Annotated in this window: 12 protein-coding genes; 5 read left to right on the top strand and 7 right to left on the bottom strand. The window is 70.8% G+C overall.

All coding sequences use genetic code 11. From position 1 onward, the window contains the following. Window positions 1-168 precede the first annotated feature (168 nt). Genes AB0G04_RS18620 through AB0G04_RS18605 form a run of 4 tightly spaced genes read left to right on the top strand, consistent with a single transcriptional unit; the run spans window position 169 to window position 5,172 of the window. Entirely contained in the window at window positions 169-2,403 is a 2,235-nt protein-coding gene (locus tag AB0G04_RS18620; protein WP_360983604.1) for a non-ribosomal peptide synthetase, read from the top strand. Further along, window positions 2,390-3,655: a cytochrome P450 gene (locus AB0G04_RS18615; RefSeq protein WP_360983600.1), complete on the top strand. Its 1,266-nt coding sequence runs from the start codon at window positions 2,390-2,392 to the stop codon at window positions 3,653-3,655. Before AB0G04_RS18620 ends, AB0G04_RS18615 begins: the two co-directional genes overlap by 14 nt. Then, entirely contained in the window at window positions 3,652-4,392 is a 741-nt protein-coding gene (locus AB0G04_RS18610; protein WP_360983596.1) for a thioesterase domain-containing protein, read from the top strand. The genes AB0G04_RS18615 and AB0G04_RS18610 overlap by 4 nt, the downstream gene beginning before the upstream one ends. Further along, window positions 4,393-5,172 (top strand): thioesterase domain-containing protein, encoded by a 780-nt coding sequence (locus AB0G04_RS18605; protein ID WP_360983593.1) that lies wholly within the window; start codon window positions 4,393-4,395, stop codon window positions 5,170-5,172. A 186-nt stretch (window positions 5,173-5,358) separates the two neighbouring features. Here AB0G04_RS18605 and AB0G04_RS18600 read toward each other — a convergent pair whose 3' ends face one another. Further along, on the bottom strand, window positions 5,359-8,547 hold the full coding sequence (locus AB0G04_RS18600; protein WP_360983590.1) for a condensation domain-containing protein: 3,189 nt from the start codon (window positions 8,545-8,547) through the stop codon (window positions 5,359-5,361). A gap of 633 nt (window positions 8,548-9,180) precedes the next feature. Between AB0G04_RS18600 and AB0G04_RS18595 the strand changes: the two genes are divergently transcribed. Further along, the gene (locus AB0G04_RS18595) at window positions 9,181-9,927 is read left to right on the top strand and encodes an LmbU family transcriptional regulator (RefSeq protein WP_360983587.1); all 747 of its coding nucleotides are present in this window, start codon (window positions 9,181-9,183) and stop codon (window positions 9,925-9,927) included. Between the two features lie 93 nt (window positions 9,928-10,020). Here the strand turns inward: AB0G04_RS18595 and AB0G04_RS18590 are convergent, their stop codons facing one another. From AB0G04_RS18590 to AB0G04_RS18565, 6 genes are all read right to left on the bottom strand, one after another. Further along, window positions 10,021-10,242 (bottom strand): MbtH family protein, encoded by a 222-nt coding sequence (locus tag AB0G04_RS18590; protein ID WP_360983970.1) that lies wholly within the window; start codon window positions 10,240-10,242, stop codon window positions 10,021-10,023. A 684-nt stretch (window positions 10,243-10,926) separates the two neighbouring features. Then, window positions 10,927-12,624, bottom strand: a complete 1,698-nt coding sequence (locus AB0G04_RS18585; RefSeq protein WP_360983584.1) for a carbamoyltransferase N-terminal domain-containing protein — start codon at window positions 12,622-12,624, stop codon at window positions 10,927-10,929. 11 nt (window positions 12,625-12,635) lie between these two features. Continuing rightward, on the bottom strand, window positions 12,636-15,962 hold the full coding sequence (locus AB0G04_RS18580) for an aminotransferase class III-fold pyridoxal phosphate-dependent enzyme (protein WP_360983581.1): 3,327 nt from the start codon (window positions 15,960-15,962) through the stop codon (window positions 12,636-12,638). 1 nt (window position 15,963) lies between these two features. Further along, window positions 15,964-18,495, bottom strand: coding sequence for a beta-ketoacyl synthase N-terminal-like domain-containing protein (locus AB0G04_RS18575; protein ID WP_360983578.1), 2,532 nt, complete (start codon window positions 18,493-18,495; stop codon window positions 15,964-15,966). Then, on the bottom strand, window positions 18,488-21,808 hold the full coding sequence (locus tag AB0G04_RS18570; RefSeq protein ID WP_360983575.1) for an amino acid adenylation domain-containing protein: 3,321 nt from the start codon (window positions 21,806-21,808) through the stop codon (window positions 18,488-18,490). The genes AB0G04_RS18575 and AB0G04_RS18570 overlap by 8 nt, the downstream gene beginning before the upstream one ends. Beyond that, window positions 21,801-23,216: an acyltransferase domain-containing protein gene (locus AB0G04_RS18565; RefSeq protein WP_360983572.1), complete on the bottom strand. Its 1,416-nt coding sequence runs from the start codon at window positions 23,214-23,216 to the stop codon at window positions 21,801-21,803. The genes AB0G04_RS18570 and AB0G04_RS18565 overlap by 8 nt, the downstream gene beginning before the upstream one ends. Window positions 23,217-23,364 lie beyond the last annotated feature (148 nt).

Genomic DNA, 23,364 nt, shown 5'->3' with positions numbered 1-23,364 from the left:
TCCGTCGTATTCCGTACCCGGATTCCGACGAGACCGGATCCGTTCCGTGTGCCGCGGCCATGCGCTGGCCGGTCACGGCAGACAACAATGGACCGCGTTGCCGCCCGAATGCCCGAGAGCCGATTCCCGCCTTTGGCACGGCCGTTCGACGCAAAGGAGAATCAACCCGTGAGCGGACCCAGCACCGGCGCGCTGTTCGGACGCGAGGCCCTGACGATTGCGGCAGTGGCCGCGGCGATCCACCGGCGGACCGGCGACGAGCGGATCAGCGTCCTGTACCGGGACGCGGACGGGATCCGTGGACCGCTGGAACTCGACGTCTCCGGCGACCCCACACTCGCCGCACTGGGCGAGCGGGCCGGGCGGGAGTGGGACGCGGCGCCTCCGGAACCGGAATACTACGGTGACGCCGGATCGGTGCACGTGGAGATCCTGGCCACCGGCCCGGACACCGCACCGGTGGGGGCGGCACGGACCGTACGGCCGGCCGGTGACACGCCCCTCGCCAGACAGGCCCGGCACGCGGCCACCCAACCGGGCCTGCGGCTGAGCCGGCTCGACCTGCTGACCGGCGCCGACGCGGCACGAGTACGCGGCTTCATGGCCGGCGCACCGGCGAAGGAACTGCGGCCGGTACCGGTACTGATCGCCGAGCGGGCCGCATCGACGCCGGACGCCGTCGCGCTCGGCTCGGGCTCCGGTCACGTCACCTATCGCCAGCTGATGGACCGGTCGGGCGCCCTGGCCACCCGGCTGCTGGCGGCGGGGGTGCGCACCGGCTCGGTCGTCGCCGTCGCCCTGCCCCGCGGCCCCGAGGCAGTGGTCGCCCTGCTCGGCGTGCTGCGTGCCGGTGGCGCGTATCTGGCCGTGGACCTCGACGATCCGGCCGAACGGATACGTCAGCTGTTGACAACCGCCGGGGTGCGGGTCGCGGTGACCGGTCCGGACCTGGCCGCCGAGCTTCCCGGCGACATACGGACCATCCCGTTCCACGGCCCCGCGGACGCGACCACGCCGGCGGCCCTTCCCGTCCTCGATCCGGGATCGCCGGCCTACGTCTGCTTCACCTCGGGCACCACCGGCCGGCCCCGGGGAGTGCTGGTGCCGCACCGCGCGGTCAGCCGCCTGGTCGCGGACCCGGACTGGCTCGCCACCGTACCCGGCGACGTCTTCCTGCAGGCGGCACCGCTCGCCTTCGACGCCTCCACCCTCGAGCTGTGGACACCCCTGGTGCACGGCGCGCGGCTGGCGCTGCTGCCGCCCGGGCCGATGGACCTCGACACCCTCGCCGACACGCTGGCCGCCGAGAAGGTCAGCGTGCTGTGGCTGACCGCCGGGCTGTTCCACCAGGTCGTCGCCACCCGGCCGCAGGCGCTGGCCGGCGTCCGGCAGCTGATCGCCGGCGGCGACGTGATCTCTCCGGCGCACCTGAACCAGCTGCTGGCCACCCAGCCGGACCTGACCTTCACCAACGGTTACGGCCCGACCGAGAACACCACGTTCACCACCTGCTGGGTTGCCGACGGCCCGACCGGTGGCGACCCGGTGCCGATCGGCCGGCCGATCGCCGGGACATCGGTCGCCGTCCTGGACCCTCGGATGGGGCTGGTCCCGGTCGGGGTACGCGGCGAACTGTGGGCCGGCGGCGACGGTGTCGCGCTCGGGTACCTCGGCGACCCCGCGGCCTCCGCTGAACGCTTCGTCGCCGACCCGTTCGCCGACCGGCCGGGCCGGCGCATGTACCGCACCGGCGACGTGGTCAGCTGGACGGACGACGGCACGCTGCTGTTCCACGGCCGGGGCGACAGCCAGGTCAAGATCCGCGGATACCGGGTGGAGCCGGGCGCCGTCGAGGCGGAGCTGCTGGCTCACCCGGACGTACAGCTGGCGGCGGTGGTGGTGCAGCGCGCGCCTTCGGGGAGTGCCCGGCTCATCGCCTATGTCGAGGCCCCCGGTACGGCGGCGCAGGACCGTGCCGATCTCGCGGCCCGCCTGCGTGCCGACCTGGCCACCACCCTGCCCGCGTATTCGCTGCCCGCCGCCGTCCTGGTCCGCGACGCGCTGCCGCTGACGAGCAGCGGCAAGGTGAACCGCCGCGCGTTGCCGGCCAGCAGCGCCATCGCACGCTCGGTGGTCAACGACTACGTCCCGGCCCGCGACCGCCTCGAACAGCGCCTGACGGAGTTGTGGGGCGAGGCGCTCAACGTGGAGCCGATCGGGGTCGAGGACGACTTCTTCGAGCTGGGCGGGCATTCCCTGCTCGCCGCGGAACTGCTCAGCCACATGCGGCGGGAGTTCGAGATCCAGCTACCCGCCCGGACCCTGTACCTGCGACCGACCATCGGCGAGCTGGCCGCTCGGATCGCCGACCTCAGCCGGGAGAGCACTCGTGACAACGACTGACCCCATCCGGGCGGTACCAGCATCGGGCTGCCCGGTCCAGCACGGCGGTGTCGATCTCATCGATCCGCTGCTGTACAGCGACGGGGACGCCCCCGAGGCCTGGCGCCGCCTGCGCGCCCTGGACACGTTGCACTGGCAGCAGGTCGGCGAGAACGGATTCTGGTCGGTGGTCGGCTACGACGACGCCGACCGCGTCCTGCGCGACTGGGCCGTCTTCACCTCCGAACGCGGCACACTTGTCGATCTGCTCGGGTACGACGACCCCGCCGGGGGACGTCAACTGGCCGTCACCGACCCGCCCCGGCACACCGAGATGCGCGTCCGGTTGCAGAAGGCGCTCATCGCGCGGGCCGTCGACCGGCAACGCGACATGATCACCAGCCTGCTCGGCGAACTGATCGACCCGCTCGGCGACGGCGGGGTCTTCGACTTCGCCGACGCCATGCTGGCGCTTCCGATGGCCGTCAGCGGCACCCTGATGGGCGTCCCGCGACGGGACTGGCCGTGGCTGAGCCGGTTGACCACCGTCTGCATCGCTCCCGACGACCCGGAGTATCAGGGCCCGGACGGCAAGGCGGCCACGCTCGAGGCCGCCCACCGCGAGCTTTTCGCCTACTTCCAGGATCTCGTGGAGGTGCGGCGTGCCAACCTCGGTGACGACCTGCTCAGCGTGCTCATCGAGACGACTTTCGAGGGCCGCCACATGTCCCCGGGCGAGATCACCTCGAACTGTTACAGCCTGCTTCTCGGGGCGAATGTCACCACCCCGCATTCGCCGAACTTCGTCATGGCCGAGTTCATCGAGACCGACGTACTCGCCGACTGGGCCGCGCACCCCGAGGTCGACGCGACCGCCACCGAGGAGGCACTGCGGTGGGCGTCACCGGTCAACCACTTCCTGCGGTACGCCAAGCGCGACGTGGTCCTGCGTGACACCCCGATCGCCGCCGGCGACGCGGTGGTGGTGTGGCTCGGCGCGGCCGACCGGGACGAGAAGGCGTTCGCCGATCCCGAGGTCTTCAACCTGCGGCGCAAGCCCAACAAACACCTCGCGTTCGGGGCCGGGCCGCACTACTGCGTCGGGCATTCCCTCGCCCGGTTGACCCTGCGCATCGTGTTCCACGAGTTGTTCGAACGATTCGACGACTTCCGGGCCGCCGGACCGGCGCAACGGCTGCAGTCGAATTTCGTCTCCGGTTTCAAACACATTCCGATCACCGCGAAGCGGCGCACCGGCGGGAGAACGTCATGAACGGCACGAACGGCATGAGTCGCTGGCTACTGCGCCGGCCCGATCCGCTGGCCGGCGCCCGGGTGTTCTGCATCCCGTACGCGGGTTGCGGCGCAACGATGTACCGGCCGTGGCCGGTCGATGTGGGCGGGGTGGAGATCGTCCCGGTGCAACTGCCCGGACGCGAGAACCGGATGCGGGAGAAGACGCCGGACACCAACCAGGAACTGGCCGTGGAGATGGTGGCCAACCTGGCGCCCTACCTGGACCGGCCGTACGGCTTCTTCGGGCACTGCGGTTCGGCGTTGCTGGCCTATCAGGCAGCCGTGCAGGCCGAGGCAAACGGTACGGCGGCTCCCGGGCACCTGTTCGCCTCCTCCCAGGTGGCGCCGCAGGACGGCCCGACCGGCCGGTTCCTGGAGCTCGACGACGACGGGCTGGACGCCGAGTTGCGCATCCTGATCGAGCAACGCGGCGGGACGCCGAGCCCGGACGTGCTCGACCTGGCGTTGGAGATCATGCGGTCCGACATCGAGATCAACAAGCGGTACGTCGTGCCTGAACCGACCCGGCTGAGCATGCCGATCACGACGATCGGCTGGACCGAGGACCGCGAGGTCGAGCACCACACCATGGACGGCTGGAAGCGGTGCGGAGACACCGAGCACCATGTGCTCCCCGGGACGCACTACCGGTTCCTCGACGGACCTCCCGAGTTGTTCGCACTGTTCGTCGCCGGGCTGGGTGTCGGGGCCTAGATGACTGCTCCATCACTGCGCGGGACGAATGCCAGGTGGTTCCGGCGTTTCGGCTCGGCCGACGGTTCCGGGGTGCTGCGCCTGTTCTGCTTCCACTACGCCGGTGGCAGTGCGGCCTCGTTCCGCGACTGGCGGTTGCGGCTGCCGCCGTACGTCGAGGTGGTGGCCGTGCAACTGCCCGGCCGGGAGAACCGCTTCGCGGAGAAACCCTTCCTGGAGATGCCTCCGCTGGCCGAGGCCATCGCCGATGCGATGGCCGGGGAACTGGACCTGCCGTACGCCTGCTTCGGTTTCAGCATGGGCGCCCGGGTGGCCCTGGCGGTGACGCATGTGCTGCGTGAGCGCGGCCTGCGGCAGCCCTCGCACCTGTTCGCCGCGAGCAGTTGTGCGCCTTCCCTCGGCCTGCCGGTGCGCGGCTGGGACGAGCCGGACGAGCGGCTGATCGCCTACCTGCGTGAGCTCGGCGGCACCGCCGCGGCGATCTTCGACAGCGACGAGCTGCTGGACCTGTATCTGCCGGTCGTCCGCGCCGACCTCACCGTCATCGGCACCTGCCCCGCGCGGACCGGGCCGCCACTGGCGGTGCCGCTGCGTGCGTTCGCCGGCGCGGAGGACACGCAGGCCCCGCCGGAGTTCATGCGCGACTGGCGGCGGGAGACCTCGGCGGCGTTCAGCCTGACGGTGGTCTCCGGCGGGCACTTCTTCGACCCCGCCGGCGTCACCACGATGATCGACCAGATCACGGCCGAGCTGGAGCCGGCGGCACGCGGCCACCGATGACAACGCAACGCCCGGCCCGGCCCACTGATCGGTGGCCCGGGCCGGGCGTTGCGTTGTCATCCTCCCGGCGGGGACGGGATCGGCTTGTCCAGGCGCCCGAACCGTCCCCGTACTGCTAGGTCATCGGATACGTGTGCCCGCCGGGCTCCAAGCGCCCGGCGGCGTCGACACGGGAAGCAGCCACCGTCACGAGCTCGCGCGGCGGCGCAGCGCGGGCCGGGCCGGGCGGTCGGTGGCGGGGGCGGCGGCAAGCTGAGCCGCCATCTCCCCCATCGACTCGGCCTCGAAGATGGTCCGGATGTTCAGCTCCCGGCCCAGGACCGCGCGCACCCGGCTGGTGACCTGCATGGCGAGCAGCGAATTGCCGCCGAGCAGGAAGAAGTTGTCGTCCAGGCCCACCTCGGACACGCCGACCACCTCGGCCACGATCTGGCACAGCTGTACGGCTCGGGGATCCACGGGCGCCACGACGCCACGGTCCGCGTCCGGCCGGGTGCTCGGTGGCCGGAGGGCGGAGAGCGCCTTGCGGTCCAGTGTGCCGGCGGGGGTCATCGGGAGATCTTCGAGTACTTCCACCCGGTCCGGCAGCATGGCCGCGGGGAGACTGCCACGGAGGAACTCCCGGACCGCGGACGACGTCAGCCCGTCCCGGTCCGCCTCGCCGGGTACGACGTACGCCACCAGCTGCGCCGTGCGGGTGCCCGGATCGGTCGCGATGACGGCGGCGCGGGTGATATCGGGGTGGGTGCGGAGGACGGCTTCCAGCTCACCGGGCTCGATCCGCACGCCGCGCACCTTGAGCTGGTCGTCGGCCCGGCCCCAGAGCTCCAGTTGCCCGTCCGGACGTAACCGCCCCCGGTCGCCGGTGCGGTACATGCGCTGTCCGGGGACCGGGCTGAACGGGTCGGCGACGAACCGCTCGCTGGTGTGTGCGGGCCGGCCGGCGTACCCCTGGGCCACGCCGGGCCCGCCGATGCAGACCTCGCCGACGAACAACGGCGGCAGCAGCCGCAACTGGTCGTCGACGACGTAGATCCGCGAGGTGTCGTTCGCGCGGCCCGCCACCGGGCGTGGATGGTGGCGGATCTCCACCCGGGCCGGCTCGGCCGTGCACTCGGTGACGCCGTACGAGTTGAAGGCGATCAGCCCGGACTGCTCGTGCAGACGGCGCCACAGGTGTCCGGAGGCCACCTCCCCGCCGATCGACACGATCTTCGGCGGGTACGGCACGTCCAGCAGGCCCGCCTCGACGAGGATCTCCGTGTCGCTGCTGCTGCAGTCGAGCACGTCGATCGCGGTTTCCGGGTCCGAACCGCGGCCGGTCAGGCGCAGCGGGTCGGTGCGCTCCCGGTCGCCGAGCAGCAGCAGCCGGTGCCCGAAGGCGATCATGCCCAGGCACTGGTTGACGAAGGCGCCGGAGGTCAGTGAGCTGAGCCCGCCGACGTTGACCTGACGGCCCTCGGGCAGCCGCGCGTACATCGGTGCCAGCTGGGTGGTGGCGAGCGCGACCAGACCGGCCTGATCGGCCACCACGCCTTTCGGCTTCCCGGTGGAGCTCGAGGTGAAAAGAACGTAGGCAGGGGCAGCCGCCGGGCCACCGAGGCCTTCGCCATTCGGGGGTTCCACCCCGCCGGCGGTCAGTGCGGCCGCCGGGACCGTCGGCGTTCCGGCGACGGATTCCTCGCCGATCACCAGCGCGGCGCCGGCCTCCCGCAGCAGCGTGCCGTGTCGCCGCACCGGGTCCTGCGGATCCAGCAGCAGGAACGCGCCACCGGCGCACCAGGTGGCGAGCATGGCGGCGATCAGGTCACCGCGCCGGGGCAGGCAGATGCCCACCACGGTGCCCGTACGCACACCGTGCGCCCGCAGTCCCGCGGCCATCCGCCGGGCCCGGTCCGCCAGTTCGGCGAAGGTGAGCCGTTCCCCGTCCGCTATGACCGCGTCCCGATCGGGCACGGCCGCGGCGGTCCGCGCGAACAGCTCCCATCCCGACGTGGCCTCCGCGCGGCCGCCGGCCCGCGGTTCGCCGGACACGCCGAGCGCCAGGACACGCGCCAGGCCGGCCCGGTCGAGAAGCGGGATGCCGGCGAGCGGGGCCTCGGGTGCCTGAGTGAGCGAGTGCAGCAGGCCGGCGTAGGCCTCGCCGAACTGCTGCATGGCCGCGTCGGAGAACCGGCGGCGGTCGTAGATCAGGGTGGTCACCAGCTCGCCGGAGAACGGCCGGACGTCGAGCATCAGGTCGAACTGGAGCCCGGCCATCTCGGCAAGTTCCGGAACCGGTGCGACCTCCAGCCCGTCGAGCGCCCACGCCTCGTCGGAATCGAACGAGCCGTAGGAGATGGCCGCCTGGAACAGCGGGTTCCGGTCGACGTCGCGCTGCGGGGCCAGCGCGTCCACCACCGCGTCGAACGGCACGTCCTGGTAGTCGAGCGCGTCCTGGACCGTCTCACTCACCGAGGCGAGAAACTGCTCGAACGTCGTGCTCGGCGCCGCCGGACAGCGCAATGCCACCGTGTTGGCGAAGAACCCCATCGTGCGGAACAGGGTCGAGTGCGGGCGGTTGACGACCGGCGAGCCGACCGTGATGTCGCCCGCTCCCGCCCAGCGCTTCAGTGCGACGAAGTAGACGGCGAGCAGACCGGTGAACGGGGTGACCGAACGGTCCGCGCAGAAAGCCGCGAAATCGGCCGCCGCATTCTCCGGCACGGTGACCGGCAGTTCGCCGACGATGGCCTCGTCCGGGTCCGCCCGGCCGTCCTCCGGCAACCACGGTGGCCGGATACCCGCCAGTTTGTCGCACCAATAATCGAGGCCGGTGTGATCGACCGGGGCGCCGTTGTCCCCCAGGAAGTCGGCGTATTGAACGGCCGGCACAGCGAGGGCCGGCGCGTTCGGATCGGCGTAGGCCAGGCGCAGCTCCTGGGCAAAGATCTGAATGGTGATTTCGTCGATGACGAGGTGGTGGAAGACGAAGACCACCAGATGCAGCCGGGGCGATATCCGGATCATGCGGGTACGCCAGAGGGGGCCCGACTCTATGTCGAACGGAACCTCGAGCAGCTTTCTGGCCTCGGTGTCCGCCCACGCTCGGCGCGCGCCCGGCGAGTCACCCTGCGCCTCGACGACGTCGATCAAGGGTTGCGCGGCGCCTTCGGCCGCGTCGTGCACCACCTGGAGAACCTCGCCGTCGCCTATCAGGAATCCACTGCGCAGCGCGTCATGCCGGCGATGCAGTACCTTGAGCGCGCTCGCGAGCCGAGTCGTCGACAGGTCCCCGGCTACGGCGAGGGCGGTCCCCCAGACATTGCCCGTGTCGTTGGGTCGCAGGATCGAGGACAGATACATCCTGCGCTGCGCGGCGGTGACGGGAACCACCCGGGAATGACGTTTGACCGCAAGACCGCCGCCACCGGACTCCGGCAGGTCTCGCCCTTCTCCGTGATGCATCCCAGTCAACGAGGCTCTCCCACCGATCGGTCATGTCCATAGGGCGAAAACGAGAACTCGAAAAATGTTTCCGGCGTCGGCGGACGCACGAATGTCCACCGCAGCGACAGGCCGACGCTATTGCAAATGCTCGCTACATTCCACGGGCGCGTCATTGTCATCCTCAGTTACATATACATTGACGACCATTGGCGTTCCCGCACCGTGCCCATCAACCGGCCGGCGCATTCGCCCCCACCCGCTGCTGACAGTCGATCGCAACTCAAGCTTGGCCGACGAATACCTCGCGCACATGCTTCCGTCACCGAACAGGGCCGGCCCATGTCTCGCCGGCTAGACATGGACCGCGCGCCGAGCCGCCGACGAGGGTCCCGCAGGAAGTCGCCCGATCAGCAACACGCGTCTTCGTCAGGCTGCCACCAGGGGCACTGCCGGTCCCGGCTCGCCGCAACGGCCGAACGGCCAGAACACAGTTAACACGTCTAACACGTCGCCGCCCACCGAGGCACGGCACGGTCTTCGCAAATATGACGCTTCCTCGCCAGATGCTAAGCAATCGGTATGATGGGCGTCGATCGAAGCTTCTACGGGGAGGTAACGATGCGTAAGGTTTCCTCGTCTGCGACGCCACACAGGGCAGTTGCAGGCGGTGTCGGCTCACCAATGGCCGCGGGTGTCCAATTCCACGCTTCCGGCCTACTGTTCACCGCCAATCCCAACCTTTATAAATGGGAGCAGCTCGGCACAAAGCTTTTCTCTTTCGCCGATTCCTCGACCTGGTGGATCGCCGACTGGCTGGTCTACGGGGAATCCACATTCCGCGACCGTTACGAAGAAGCGATCAAGCGAACGTCGCTCAGCTACCAGACTCTGCGCAACTACACCTGGGTCGCCCGCAGGTTCCCGCTGCCCCGTAGGCGCCAGGGCTTGAGCTTCAGCCACCACCTCGAGGTGGTGGCACTTCAGCAACACGAGCAGGACTACTGGTTACGGAAAGCGGAAGAACAACATTGGAGCAGGAACAAGCTTCGCGGAGAGGTCCGCAGCAGCATGCTCGCCCGGGAAGGCGAGCCGGCGCGGCTGGACGCCGGCGATCACGGACCGGCCGGCAGAACCGACGCGGTAGCTGCCCGGCGAGCCTCCACACCAACCTCCGTCGACGCCAAGCTGGCGCCCGAAACGCATCTGCTGAGCCTTAAACTTTCGCCCGAAGACCTGGCGAAGTTCGAGAGAGCAGCGGGCCACGACGAGCAGTCGATCGAGACCTGGGCGGCAAGAATACTGCGCCGCGCCGTCACCGGATCCTGACCGTACCGCCGCGCCGGGGGTCTCCCGGCGCGGCGGCCACCTATCAGTCCCACGGGCGCGGAAATCCTTGCCGATCGCCCCGTCCGCACCTCTCTAGCGCGGATTATCGGCCATCTCCCGGATCAGACTGGCCGGCCTCATGTCAGTCCAGTTCGCGGCTACATAATCGAGGCAACTCTGGCGAGTGTCCTCACCGTGGACCACTGTCCAACCAGCTGGCACCGAACTGAACACGGGCCACAGCGAATGCTGGTTCTCGTCGTTTACCAGCACGAAATAAACGCCGTCTTCGTCCTCGAACGGATTCGTCACAATTTCTCCCGAAGAATCAAGCTGACGGCCTGCACATCATATGATGCGGAGGAAGGTCAGCGTTCACGATCGGTCATACCCGGCGTCTGAAACGATCAGAGAGACCGTTCGCTCTTCACTCAATCTTGCGCTTGTCTCGCCAGCAAGACAAGCGCGGAACGCCTCGAGGAGCGCTTCCGGGTGAACGGCCGATCCGTACCATCATCGATTTTGCGTCAGTAATTTCTCGCACTGCGATCGGAAAGCAGTCGAACAAGCCGGTGGCTCCCGTATTCGAGAGCGGATCCGTCATCCCGCCTGAGGCGGCCTGCACTTGATCCTCCGGCAATTCGGGGAGAGGGTTTCCGGCACCTCCTTGGCGCCGCCGTTCCACTCTGCGAGGAGCAACCGGACTGTGGATTGTTCGTTGTTCGCAGCCCGGCCCGCCAGGCCCGGGGCCCGGCGAGAAAGGTGCCGTAATGACGACGACAATGGACGGCGCGAGCCAAAAAAAAGAAACCGGGACCGACACCGTGCGTAACGGCCGGCGGTCCAAGACCGTGCTGACCCGACGCGTCCGGGCATGTGCGGATCGACGCGCCGCGTGATCGGACGGGCACGTTCGAGCCGCCGCCTTGCCCGGGCCGGCGCCGGCCCGGGCGATCGGCAGAGCGGCCGCGCCGGCAGGCACATGACCCCCGGCGGGACTCAGGATGCCGGCTCCTCCCGCCGGTACAGGACGCCCTCGCTCCACACCAGGTCGAGCCGGCCCCACTCGATCGCCGACGCGACGTCGGGGAAGAAGCTGCGGCCGTTGTAGTTGGCGCTCGTGTTGCACAGGACCGGGATGCCGCTGCACTGGTAGTACTCGCGCAGGATGGCGTACAGGTTCGGGTCGTCGGACGCGTTGACGGTCTGCAGCCGTGCGGTGCCGTCCAGGTGCATGACGGCCGGGATGCGATCGATCCACTCGGGACGGACCCAGTGTTCGAACAGCATGTACGGGTCCGGCGTGCCCGGGTCGAAGACGGTCCGGGCATGCTCTTCCAGGCAGATGGGCGCGACCGGCCGGTAATGCTCCCGATTCTTCACGTCGTTCAGCAGCGTCTTCATCGACGCCTCGACCGCCGGTGCGAGGATGCTGCGTCCGCCGAGGGCGCGGGGCCCCAGTTCAGCACGGCCGTCCAGCACGACCACGGGCCGGCCTGTGGTGTGCAGGATCTGGGCCAGTTCCTCCGGCGTGCACGGCGACGTGCTCCAGCCGCGCGGCACGTCCGGCGTCGGTTCGAGCGCCGGGCCCAGCCGGGCGCCCCACGTGATCGGCCGGAGCCCGGAGCCGCCGGCCGCGGCCAGGCACGCCGTGCCGATGGCGACGCCGGAGTCGTCCGGGAACGGCGGCACCCACATGGCCTTGATCGCCGGGTGGGAGCGCAGGGCGCTGTTCCACTTGATGTTCAGCGCACAGCCGCCGGCGAAACACAGGTTCCAGGCGCCGCCGCCCTTCCATGCCTGGATCTTCCGGGTCACCCGGTCGATGAGCAGTTCCTCGAGGAACGTGTGGGCACTCGCCAGCACGTCCTCGTCGGGCAGCCCGAGCGCGGCGGTGCGGGCCTGCACGGCGGAGAGAAACCGGTGCACGTAGGCGTGCGACGGCTCACCGGTGCTGCCGCACCCGATGATGGCGCGCCGGTACTCCCGCACCCGCGGCGAGTCGGCGTCGAAGAACTCGAAGAACTCCTCGCGGAAAATCTGCTTGATCCGCTCCTGCGAGGTGCCGAGGGCGATGTACGCCATCATCTTCCCGGCCACCGAGAGGTCGTCGACGTTCCTGGACTTGTTCTGCCGCTTGAACGGGCCCCAGTACTGCGAGGTCATCGAGTAGGTGTGGCCGATGAGCGGGAACGCTTCGCCGCCGGCCTCGATCCGGCCGTCGGCGTCCACGCAGTACAGCCGGGGGAAGCAGCCGCCGTCCCAGACCAGCACCATCGACGGCTCGCCGCGGCGCGCGAACGGGCTGGTGCAGTACGCCGAGGCCAGGTGACCGGCGACGTGGACGTAGCTGTCATAGTCCAGTGCCTGGCCGCCGATCACGATCCGGCCGCGGTGGCCCGGCAGCCCTGGGTCGGGCACCCGGTCGGTCTCCCGGTAGGAGGCGACCAGGACCTCGGTCGGGATCCCGCCGGCGAGCACCTTGACGCGGCCGTCGGCGGCGCCGTCCCAGCCGTCCAACGCCCACGTGCCGACGTCGCCGACCTTGAGGTCGAACCTGTCCAAGACGCCGGCCAGGTCGTCGAGCTCGTCGACGTTGCTGTACCGGGCGCCGTTGGCAATCTTCTGCATCTCGACGTTGAACACCAGACGGTCCTCGTCGAGGATCGCGATGCCGCCGCTCTGCGTGAGTTTCACGCCTGCTGTGATCATGGTCTTGCGGCTCCCGTTCGTCTGAGGGTGTCGTGGTCGTGTCCGGGGTGGTTCAGCTGGGTCAGTGGGCGCTCGCCGTCCTCGACCAGGCCGGTGAGCAGGTCCTGGTATCGGCGCGCGATGCCGGCGGTCAGGTCGGGGGCGACGACGTCCGTCGCGATCTCGAAGTCACACCGGAAGCCGTCCGCGTCCTCGACGATGTTCAGTGCCAGAGGGTGGCCGGTGTGAATGATCGGCAGCGGGTCCGCCTCCGACACCGCGAGCCCGTCCATCGGGGGCGCCGCCACGCGGCGGTAGAACGAGATGGACGTCGCGAGCAGGTCGGCGCGCAAGCCGCCTCCTCGCGTGAGCTCCATGATCAGGTCGGCGAACGGGTGGTCCTGGCTCTCGAGTCCGGTCACGAGGTGTTCCATGACGTCGGCCACGTAGTCCGCGGCCAGGACGTCCGCCGTCCGTCGCAGACGCAGCGGCAGCAGGTTCGAGCAGTACCCGACCACCTCGTCCAGCTCCGGCGGGCGGCGGGCGGCCAGGACCGGGACGACGATGTCGTCCTGCCCCGTCACCTGGTGCAGCACGGCGCCCCACGCCGCGACCAGGTAGGCGAACACCGTCGCGCCCTGTTCCCGGGCGGTGTGGCGCATCCGGGCACAGAACTCGGAGTCGAGCCGGACACTGTGCCGCACCGCCCGGTAGGGGAAGGGCCCGGACGATCCCGGCCCGGGCAGCTGCGGCGCCACCGCGTCCTGGAGCAGAGCGCGCCAGTAGTCCCGGTGCTCGGCGGCGTCGGGGCCGCGGACGACCCGCTCGTGCCACGCGGCGTAGTCGCGGAACTGCACCGCGGGCGGCAGCAGGGGCCGGACACCTTGACAGCCGGCGTTGTACAGCGCGACGAGGTCGTCGACCAGGACGCTGAACGACCAGCCGTCCACCGCGGCGTGCGCCCCGGAGATCAGCAGGAGATGCCGCTCCGAAGCGGTCCGCACGATCGCGGCGCGGAACACCGGCCCGGCCTTCAGGTCGAACCGCTGCTCGGCCCAGGACTGCTGGAAGCGGTCGAGGTCGTCGTCATCCGGGCAGACGTGTTCGGTCAGAACCTCGTCCAGCACCGTCTCGGCGGCAGGATGCACGACGAGCGTCACACCGTCAGCGGCGAGCGTGGTCCGCAGGGTCTCGTGCCGCGCTACCAGGCCCCGCACGGCGCCGCGCAGCGCGTCCCGGTCCAGCCGGCCGTCCAGCCAGAAGCCGACGGACATCTGGTACGCCGGCACGCCGCCCTCGTCCAGTGCCGCCTGCTGCCGCTGCGCGAGGGTGCTGCGCGGCGGCGCGGGCGGCGCGACCACGGCTCCGGCCGGCTCCACCCGGCCGGGGCCCAGCACACCGTGTTCCCGCAGTTCGGTGATCGAGTCGCGGACGGCTGCCCGGATGTGGTCGAGGTCGGCCTGCTCGTGCGCCGTGGACAGGAAGAAGTTGCGCAGCTCCCAGACGAACACGCCGCGGTCGAGCAGGTTGAGGTACAGGGGGTCCATGTTCTGTTCGTGCTCGAACCGGAAGAGCGAGGAGAACCGGCGGACCTCGATCGGCACGTCGAGCTCGCGGAAGTCGGTGTTCAGCCGGTCGACGAAGACCTCGGTCTTGCGATCGAGGTTCCGCTGCAGGTCCGGGCCCTCGGCGCGAAGGTGGTCCAGAACCGCCCGGGCCGCCACCATGGTCATCGGATGCTGACTGAACGTGCCGGCGAAGAAGGTGGACTCCGCGGTCGGGCGGGAGTCGTCACCGAAGTCCCACACGCCGCCGTCGATCGTGTCCATGATTCCGTCCCGGCCGGCGATCACGCCGATCGGCATGCCGCCGCCGATGATCTTCCCGTACGTGGCCAGGTCGGCCTCGATGCCGTAAAGCCCCTGGACACCGGCCGGGTGACAGCGGAAACCGGTCACCATCTCGTCGAAGATCAGCTTCGTGCCGTGCTGCCGGGTGATCTCCCGGACCCGGCGCAGGAACTCGGGGTTCTGGACTCCGGGGGTGCGCAGGGTCACCGGCTCGGTCATCACCGCGGCGAGCCGCGGGCCGTTCCTGTCGATGAACTCCAGGGCCTCGTCGGTGCCGAACTCGAGTACGTGCACGTTCTGCACCGCGCGCGCCGGGATGCCCGAGGTGATCGGCCGGGTCGTCCGCACGCCGTTCTCGGAGGAGGCGGCGGCGAGCACGCTGTCCGCGTGCCCGTGGTAGGCGGTGGAGAAGATGACGACGTCGTCGCGGCCGGTCGCGGTCCGGGCGATGCGCAGGGCGGTCATGACCGCTTCGGTGCCGGTGTTCAGGAAGGCGACCCGCTCCATGCCGGTGAGTTCGATCAGGCCGGCGGCGACCTCCTCGACCACCTCGGTGCGCGGGGCGATGACGAAGCCGAGGTCCAGCCGCTCGCGCAGAGCCGCCATGACGGCGGGCGGGTTGTGACCGAGGAGGTGGACGCCCCAGCCCAGGGTGAGGTCGACGTACTCGTTGCCGTCGATGTCCCACAGTCGCGGTCCTTGCCCGCGTTCGGCGACGATCGGGTACAGCATCTCCTTGGTCGTCGGCCGGAAGCCGATGGACGAGCGGCTGTCGGCGATCAGCGGGCGGAACCGCTGGGCGAACTCCTTCGAGCCCTTCGTCCTGCTGCCGAACCGCTCGGCCAGGACCTTGAGATACCGGGCACGCTCCTGCGACTCCACGAGGCCGGCTCCGCCGCGCGCGCCGGGTGCGAGCGGCGCGGCCGGCCGGGACGAGGCCGGTCGCGATGCCGGACGGGCTGCGGGCGCCGGTGCGACGGCGGCCGGTCCGATGCCCGTGGCAGCACCGCCCGCCAGCAGCTCGAGCTGGCCCCGCATGACGGCGAGCTGCTCGCTGATCAGCCGCTCGACTGCCGTCGTGGCTCCGGGCGCCGGCACGGTGCCGGCCGCAACCGGTGCCACCGGCACGGGGGCAGGCGCGGGGATCTGCGGCACGTCGACGGCCGTGGCGATCACCGCACCGGTGGCCGGGACCGCCGCGGCCTCCGGCAGCGTCCTGGCCGGTGTGTTCGCCGCCAGGTGCGCCGCCAGCGCGGCAGGTGTCTGGATGTCGCCGAACAGCTGCCCGAGCGAGACCTTGCAGCCGAAACGTTCGTCGACCAGCCGCAGCATGCCGAGCAGCGCCATCGAGTCGGCACCGAGGTCGGTGAACGAGACGTCCGGATCCAGCGTGTCCGGCGGGATGTCGAAATAGCCGCCCACCATCGCGACGACCTCTGAGTGCAGTGGCTCCACGGTGTTCTCCTCGCGGTTCGCGTCAGCCGGGTGCTTCACGTCAGCCGACCCGGGCCAGGTGCGCCGCCAGGCGGTCGATCGTCGGGTTCTTCAGCAGATCGATCGTCGGCAGGGGGACGCCGAGCTCCGTCCCGATCCGGCGGGCGAGCCGCACGGCGAGCACCGAGTCGTCGTTGATGTCGAAGATGCTCCGGTCGTAGCGGCCGACCTCGGTACGCAGCACCTCGGTCCACAGTTTCGCGAGCAGCTGCTTCAGCTCCTCGCCGCGCGGCGGGCCGGTGGGGGCCACCGGCGGCGCCTGGTCCGGTTCGTCCAGCCGCAGCCTGCTGGAATACAGCGGATGTGCCGGCAGCGGAACCCGGTGTGGTTCCTGGCCGGACCAGTCCGACCAGTTCACCGGCACACCCGCGGTCCACAGCCGGGCCGCGTCGTGGAGCAGCCGCGTCACCGGCGACGATGCGGGGCCGCCGTCCGGGCCGGTGTCCCCCGGCAGCGGTTCAGCCGGAGTTCCGATGACGACCACCGTCGCCCCGTCCGCTGTCCGGCCCGCGAAGGCGTCGGCCAGCCGGCCGCCCTCCCACACGTCCCGGGTCCAGTGCAGCGGGTCGAGGGCTCGCGACTGCGGCAGCTCGCCACCCACGACGGCCGACAGGATCGGGAGGCGCGGGGCCCGCGGCCGCACGGTCGGCGGGCCGTCGATCAGGCCGGCCCGCCAGGACAGGACGGCCAGCGCCTCGCTCTCGTCGAGGACTCCGCTGAAGCAGGCCGCGAGGACTTCACCGGTTCCGGCGCCGCCGACCGCGTCGGGTCGCACGCCGGATTCGGCCCACAGGGTGGCGAGCACCAGTCCGGCGGTCACCTGCGCGGCCGGCGGGCTCTGCGCGTGGATCGGGGCCCTGTCGAGGGAGCGCTGCGCGATGGCGGCCACGGCCGGTACCCGCTCGGACAGCACCCGGAAATCCTCGACCGGGACCTCGCCGAACAGCAACGACACGGCCGGGGCGGCCTCCGCTGGCGGCGCCGCCGCGGCCCCCGCGGCGATCGCCCGCAGTCCGGCCACGGCGGTGGCGTGGTCGTCCGCGACGACCGCGCGGCGATGCGCGAACACGCGCCGGCCGGCCCGCAGCGTGTAGGCGGTGTCGGCGAGGCCGGGGGCGTCCGGCCGTGCCAGCACGTCGGCCAGCCTGCCGGCCAGCTCGCGCAGCGCCCGGTCGCTCTTGGCGCTCACGGCGAGCAGGCGGGGACCGGCGTCCGGCGCCGGCCGCGCGGGCAGCGGCGGGGCCTCCTCCAGCACGACGTGGGCGTTGGTGCCGCCGATACCGAACGAGCTGACCGCGGCCCGCCGTGGGGTCGGGCCGGGCTGCCACACCAGGGGCCGGGCGTTGATGTGGAACGGGCTGCCGGCCAGCTCAATCCGCGGGTTGGGCCGGGTGAAGGTCGGGTGGCCGGGGATCTCCCGGTGCTGCAGGGCCAGCACCGTCTTGATGAACCCGGTGATCCCGGCGGCGGCGGCCAGGTGCCCCACATTGGCCTTGGCGGAGCCCAGCGCGCACTGCCCGGGCCGGGCACCGCCGTCGACGAAGGCTTCGCTGAGAGCGGTGAACTCGATGGGGTCACCGAGGGCGGTCGCGGTCCCGTGCGCCTCGACGTACGTGATGGTGTCGCTGTCCACCCCGCCGACCTCGTGCGCCTCGCTGATCACCGCCCGCTGCCCTTCGACGCTCGGGGCGGTGTAGCCGATCTTGTCGGACCCGTCGTTGTTGATCGCCGAGCCCTTCAGTACGGCAAGGATCCGGTCGCCGTCCTCGATTGCCTCGGCGAGTCGCTTGAGAGCCACCAGGCCGACGCCGTCGCCGAACGTGGTACCGGCGGCATCCGCGTCGAAGGGACGGCACCGGCCGTCCGGGGAGAACATCATTCCCTCGCCGTAGATGTAGCCCGGGTACGGGTTGGCGATCACCGAGACGCCGCCGGCCAGGGCGATGTCGCACTCCCCCGCGATCAGGCTCTGCGCGGCCACGTGCACCGCGACCAGCGATGTCGAGCAGGCGGTCTGCACGCTGACGCTCGGCCCCTTCAAGCCCAGCTTGTAGGAGATCCGCGTGGTCATGTAGTCCTTGTCGTTGGCCACCATGAGCCCGATGCCGTCGTAGGTCAGCAGGTCACAGGACCGGGCCACGACGTTCGTCAGGTACGTGTTCATCGCCGCGCCGGCGAACACCCCGATCGCCTGGTGGTCGGCCCCGCCGGAGTAGCCGATGGTGTCGAGCAGTTCCCAGGCGACCTCCAGCATGATCCGCTGCTGGGGATCGATCAGCTTTCCTTCGCGCCGGGTGTAGCCGAAGAACTCGTGGTCGAAGTCGTAGGCGTCGGGCAGGCTGGCCGCTCGCCGGACGTAGTGCGGATCGCGGATGACCCGCTCGGGCACACCGGCCGCGGCGAGTTCGTCGTCGGTGTAGGTGGTCAGCAGGTCTTCTCCGGCGCGCAACCGGTTCCAGAAGGTGTCCACGTCGGGGGCGCCGGGAAATCGGCCGCGCATCCCGATCACGGCCACGTCGTTGGCCTCAGGCATTCTTCCCTCCCCGTTCCCGGGCTCGCAGGCGCGCGCCGCGGACCGTGTCGTCCGCCAGCCGCGTGCGCCGGCTCGAGGTCCGGTCGCGGCCCTCGCCCGCGCCGCCGACGGCGGGCGTGGCATCGGCCCGGCCGAGTCGTGCGGCCAGACTGGCGACGGTCGGATAGCGGAACAGCTCGGAGCCCTTCAACGGCGGGTCGGCGGCGAGCAGCTCGTGGACTTGCAGCAGCAGCATGGAGTTGCCGCCGAGATCGAAGAAGTTGTCCTCGTGGCCGATGTCCTGGCGCTGCAGCACCTGCTGCCAGACGGCCGTCACCCGGCGCTCGTGGTCGCTCAGTGCCCTGGCGGCGCCGGTCTCCCCGGCCACGCCGGCGAACTGGGCGGCCAGTCGCGTGCGGTCGGCCTTCTGACCGGCGTCGAGCGGAAACGCGTCGACGAACCCGATCGCGGTGGGCACCATGGACGGCGGCAGCGTGGAACTCAGATGCTCTCTGATGGCGCTTTCGGTCAGGTCCGACCCGGGCTCGCGGATCACGCAGGCGACGAGGCGGCTGTCGCCGACGACCAGCGCCGTCGACCTTCTGACCCCGGGCACCTTGTCCAGCTGTGCCTCCACGCCTTCCAGCTCGACCGGGGACCCGCTGATCGTCACCTGGTTGTCGGCACGTCCCAGGACTTCCAGTTGCCCCCGGGTGTTGATCCGCGCCAGGTCGCCGGTGCGGTACAGCCGGCCCTGCGGCTCGAGCGGGCTGTCCAGGAAGCGTTCCTTCGTCAGCTGCGGCTGGTTGACGTAGCCGCGGCTGACGGACTGCCCGCCGATGTGGAGTTCGCCGGTGAACTCCGGCGGCACGGATTGTCCGTGCTCGTCGAGAATGTGCAGCCGGGCGTTCGCCAGCGGGAGTCCGGCCGGCACGCTGGTTCCCCCGCAGTCGTCGGGCCGGACGGCCTGCGCGGTGACCCAGATCGTGGTCGCGGCCGGGCCGTACACGTTCCACAGCGTCCCGCACCACTCGTGGACGGCCCGGGCGAGCGGCGCGGCCAGGGACTCGCCGTACGAGAGGACGTGCCTCAGCGCCAGGCCGCCGGCCCCGGTCCGACGCACCACAACGGACAGGCCGTGCAGGACGGACGGGGTCTGGACCAGGTGTGTGACCCGTTCCTCGACAAGCAGCGTGTGGAGCACGTCAGGCGATCGGGCCGCGCCCGCCGGCACGACCACCAGGCACGCCCCGGCCAGCAGGGCGCCCCACAGTGGAAGATCAGGTCCGGCCGGGTGGAAGAACGCCATGGCCGCGGTCTCGTCGATGGCGACGTGCTCACGCATCGACTCCAGCAGCGTCAGGACGTTGCCGTGCTCGATGTCGATCCCCTGGGGCGTCCCGGTCGGGCCGGAGGTGTAGACGGTGCGGGCCACGTCGCCGGCTCGCGGCAGGTCGCCGGGCTCGCCGGCCGGCGGCAGTTCGGTCTCCGGCATCACCAGGACCGGCGCCGCGGCACCGTCCACCAGCGCGGTCAGGTCCGGCTGGGTGAGCACCACGCGCGCTCCGCTGTCCTCGAGCACCGCCCGGCACCATGCACCCGGGCCGGACGGGTCGAGGACCAGGTAGGCCGCCTGGGCCCGCTGGACCGCGAGGATTGCGGCAACCGTGTCGAGGGAGGGCTCGAGCAGGAGGGCGACCCGGCTGCCCGGCCCGACGCCCTCGGCCCGCAGCCTGGCCGTCCAGCGCCCGGCCAGCTCGTCGAGCTCGGCATACGTCAGCTCGTCTCCGGCGCAGCGTACTGCCGTGCGGTGGGCGTGCTGCTCCGCGGCCTGCCGGAAGCGGGCCGCCAAGCTGTCCTCCGGGGCCACGGGCACCGGGTCCCGGCCGGTGCCGTGCCCGGCCTCGCTCAGCATCGGCAGCTGCGCCACACTGCGGTCCGGTTCGGCGATCGCGGCCCGCAACAGGGTCACGTAGTGCTCGGCGGCACGAGCGGCCGCGGCGGCGGAGAAAACGGACTTGCGGTACTTGAGCACCCCGACGAGCCGGTCGCCGTCGTGGACGACCTCGAGCGTGAGCTCGAGCTGGTTGTCCTGTTTGTCGAGCGGGAACGGCGCCGCGGTCAGTCCGGCCCACGCGGCCGGGGATGCGCCCTCGTCGGCCACGTGCAGGGCCGCGTGCGCCGGATGCCGGCTGGACTTCTGATAGATGAACATCGCCTGGAAGATCGGATTGCGGCCATCCGCACGGCGCGGTGCCAGCTCGTTGACGATCAGCTCGAACGGATAGTCCTGGTGCTCGAACGCCTCGGCGACGGTGCGGCGGGTCCGGCCGAGCTGCTCACGAAACGAGACCGCGTCACTCAGGTCCGCGCGCAGCACGACGGGGTTCATGAAGTTCCCGACGCATTCGGCAAGCGCCGGGTCGGTGCGGCCGGCGAACGGGCTCCCGACGAGGACGTCACGCCGGCCGGTGTAGCGGCCGACCAGGACCTGGAAGGCCGTCAGCAGCACCACGTACGGCGTGACCGCTTCCGCCTTGGCCAGCGCGTGCACGTCCGTGGCGAGGTTCGCGGGGATGGGGAACATGACCGAACCGCCGCCGCCGGTGTCCGCCGGGTCCAGATCGAACCGGGGCCATTCGGCCGGCTCCAGCGAACCGGCCAGCTGGGCGTGCCAGTAGGCGCGGGCCCGGGCGCCCCGGTCGTCGGCGATCAGGTCACGCTGATACGCGACGAATTCGCTGTACGGCCTGTTGTGCCCGGCCAGCCGCGCCGGGCGCCGTTCGGCGTCGGAGGCGTACAGCTGCTCGAGTTCGGCAAGCATGGTGCCGAGCGACCAGAAGTCGCACACCACATGGTGGGCTGCCAACAGGACGACCGCTTCTCCGGGCGCCACCCGGTATGCCCGTGCTCGAAGGGGCGACCCTGTCACGAGGGCGAACGGCTCGCGGTAGGCGGCCCGCACCGCCTCCTGGAGTTCTCCTTCGGTCCACTGATGCGCGTCCAGCTCGGCGAAGTCGGGTTCGAGCCAGCCGTGGACGATCTGACGGCCGGCGGGGCCGTCCCCGTCGTCGGCGCCCGCCCGGCTGAAGGTGGTGCGCAACGCTGCGTGCCGCCCGACGAGCGACTGCAGCGCGCGGTGGAAGACCGCGGAGTCGAATCCGCCGCTGAACCGGGCGGTGAGGGCGACGTTGTAGGACGCGCTGTCCGGGTCCATCCGATGAAGCATCAGCAAGGGGCTCTGCGCGTACGAGAGCGGATGTTCGGTGCGTGCCTGTCCGGCTCGGGCCCGAAGCGCCGCCTCCAGCTTCTTCCGGAGGTCGTAGTCAGTCATGGGTGTCACTCCTCGGTCGATCCGACGGCGAAGCGCCTGGGCCCGCCCACACAGGCAGGAGGGCCTGCAATTGGTCCTCGGTGAGCGCGTCGAGCGAGGCCAGCAGCCGCTCTGCCTCCTCGGGTGAGAGCCGGTCCGGCTCGCTCGTCTCCTCACCGGTTCCCGCGCCGAGCTCGAGTCCGAGGATTTCGACGACCGGCCGGCCGGCGTCGTCGACGACCGAGACGTCGACGACCTCTCGCGCCGTCTCAGCCACCCGGTGCCGGACCGCGGCGATCCCGGACCTCGCAGTGCTCGCCGACTCGTGGATCACGACCCGCTCGATCCGGAACGGCAGCCCGGTGGACGGGGCCGGGGCCGGCCGATCCGCTTCCGGCCGATCACCGGCCGTCTGCCCCGTCGCACGGAACGGCGCGTGGTACCTCACCCAGTCGACCGGAATCCCCGCCTGCTCCAACCGGGTCAGGTGCTCCAGGACCGTCACCGGGTCCGGTGTCCGCGGCGACAACCCGGTCAGCCACAGTTCGCTGCCGTCGCTCTGCGCCCGGCCGGCCGTGGTCAGCGTCCGTCCGGGCCCCACCTCCAGGAAGACCGTGCAGCCGCCGTCCATCAGTGCCCGGATCCCCGTCATGAACCTGACCGGTGAGGTGAGCTGCCGGCCCCAGTAGTCCGCGCCGAGCTCTCCGCCCGCGGCCCAGCCTCCGGTGAGGTTCAGCGCCAGCGGCACGGCCGGTGTCCGGTGCCGGATCCAGCCCGCCGCCGCGACCAATGCCGGGACGGCCGGGGCGACGAGCGTCGTGTGGAAGGCGTGGGTCGTCTCCAGCGGGATCGTCAGCCAGCCTCGCCGCTCGAACGCGGCCGTCAGCTCCCCCATCGCTGTGTCGGTCCCCGAGACGACGATGCGCTCCGGGGCGTTGTACGCGGCCACCGACGCCGCCTCGCCGTGTGCCGCGACCAGGCTCTCCAGATCCGCCGGGTCGGGATCGCCCACGGCGACCATCCGGCCGGCGCCGGGCACGGCCGCGAAGGCCCGGCCGCGGGCGCTGACGAGTTCGAGTCCTTCCTCGACGCCGAACACCCCGGCCACGCAGGCGGCCGCGTATTCGCCGAGACTGTGGCCGATCACCGCGTCCGGCTGTATCCCGCAGGAGGTCCAGAACTCCGCCAGGGCGACCTGCAGCAGGAAGACCGCGGGCTGGAGCAGCTCGGCGCGGGTCTGGGCGGCCGGGTCGGCGAACACGTCGAGCGGACCGACGCCGGTGAGCCGGCGGAACTGATCGGCGTGCCGGTCGATGCCGCTGCGGAACAACGGGTGCTCGCGATGGAGCTCGACGCCCATGCCGGCGTACTCGGAGCTCTGTCCGGGAAAGAGGAAGCCGGTCCGCGGCCGGGTTCCGGCCGCCGTCACCGGCGGCGTCCCGCCGCGGGCGAAGAAGTCGTCGTCGAATACGTCCGTCGCTGAACCTGCGACGCGACGCCCGTTCGGCAATGACCTCCGGCCGAGGGATGACCGTTTGAATTCGGCATGACCTGAAAATTGTTGTACGGCATTCCGG

The sequence above is a fragment of the Actinoplanes sp. NPDC023801 genome, from assembly GCF_040639655.1.
In the GTDB taxonomy this organism is placed as follows: domain Bacteria; phylum Actinomycetota; class Actinomycetes; order Mycobacteriales; family Micromonosporaceae; genus Actinoplanes.
This window is presented reverse-complemented; position numbering and strand designations above follow the sequence as displayed.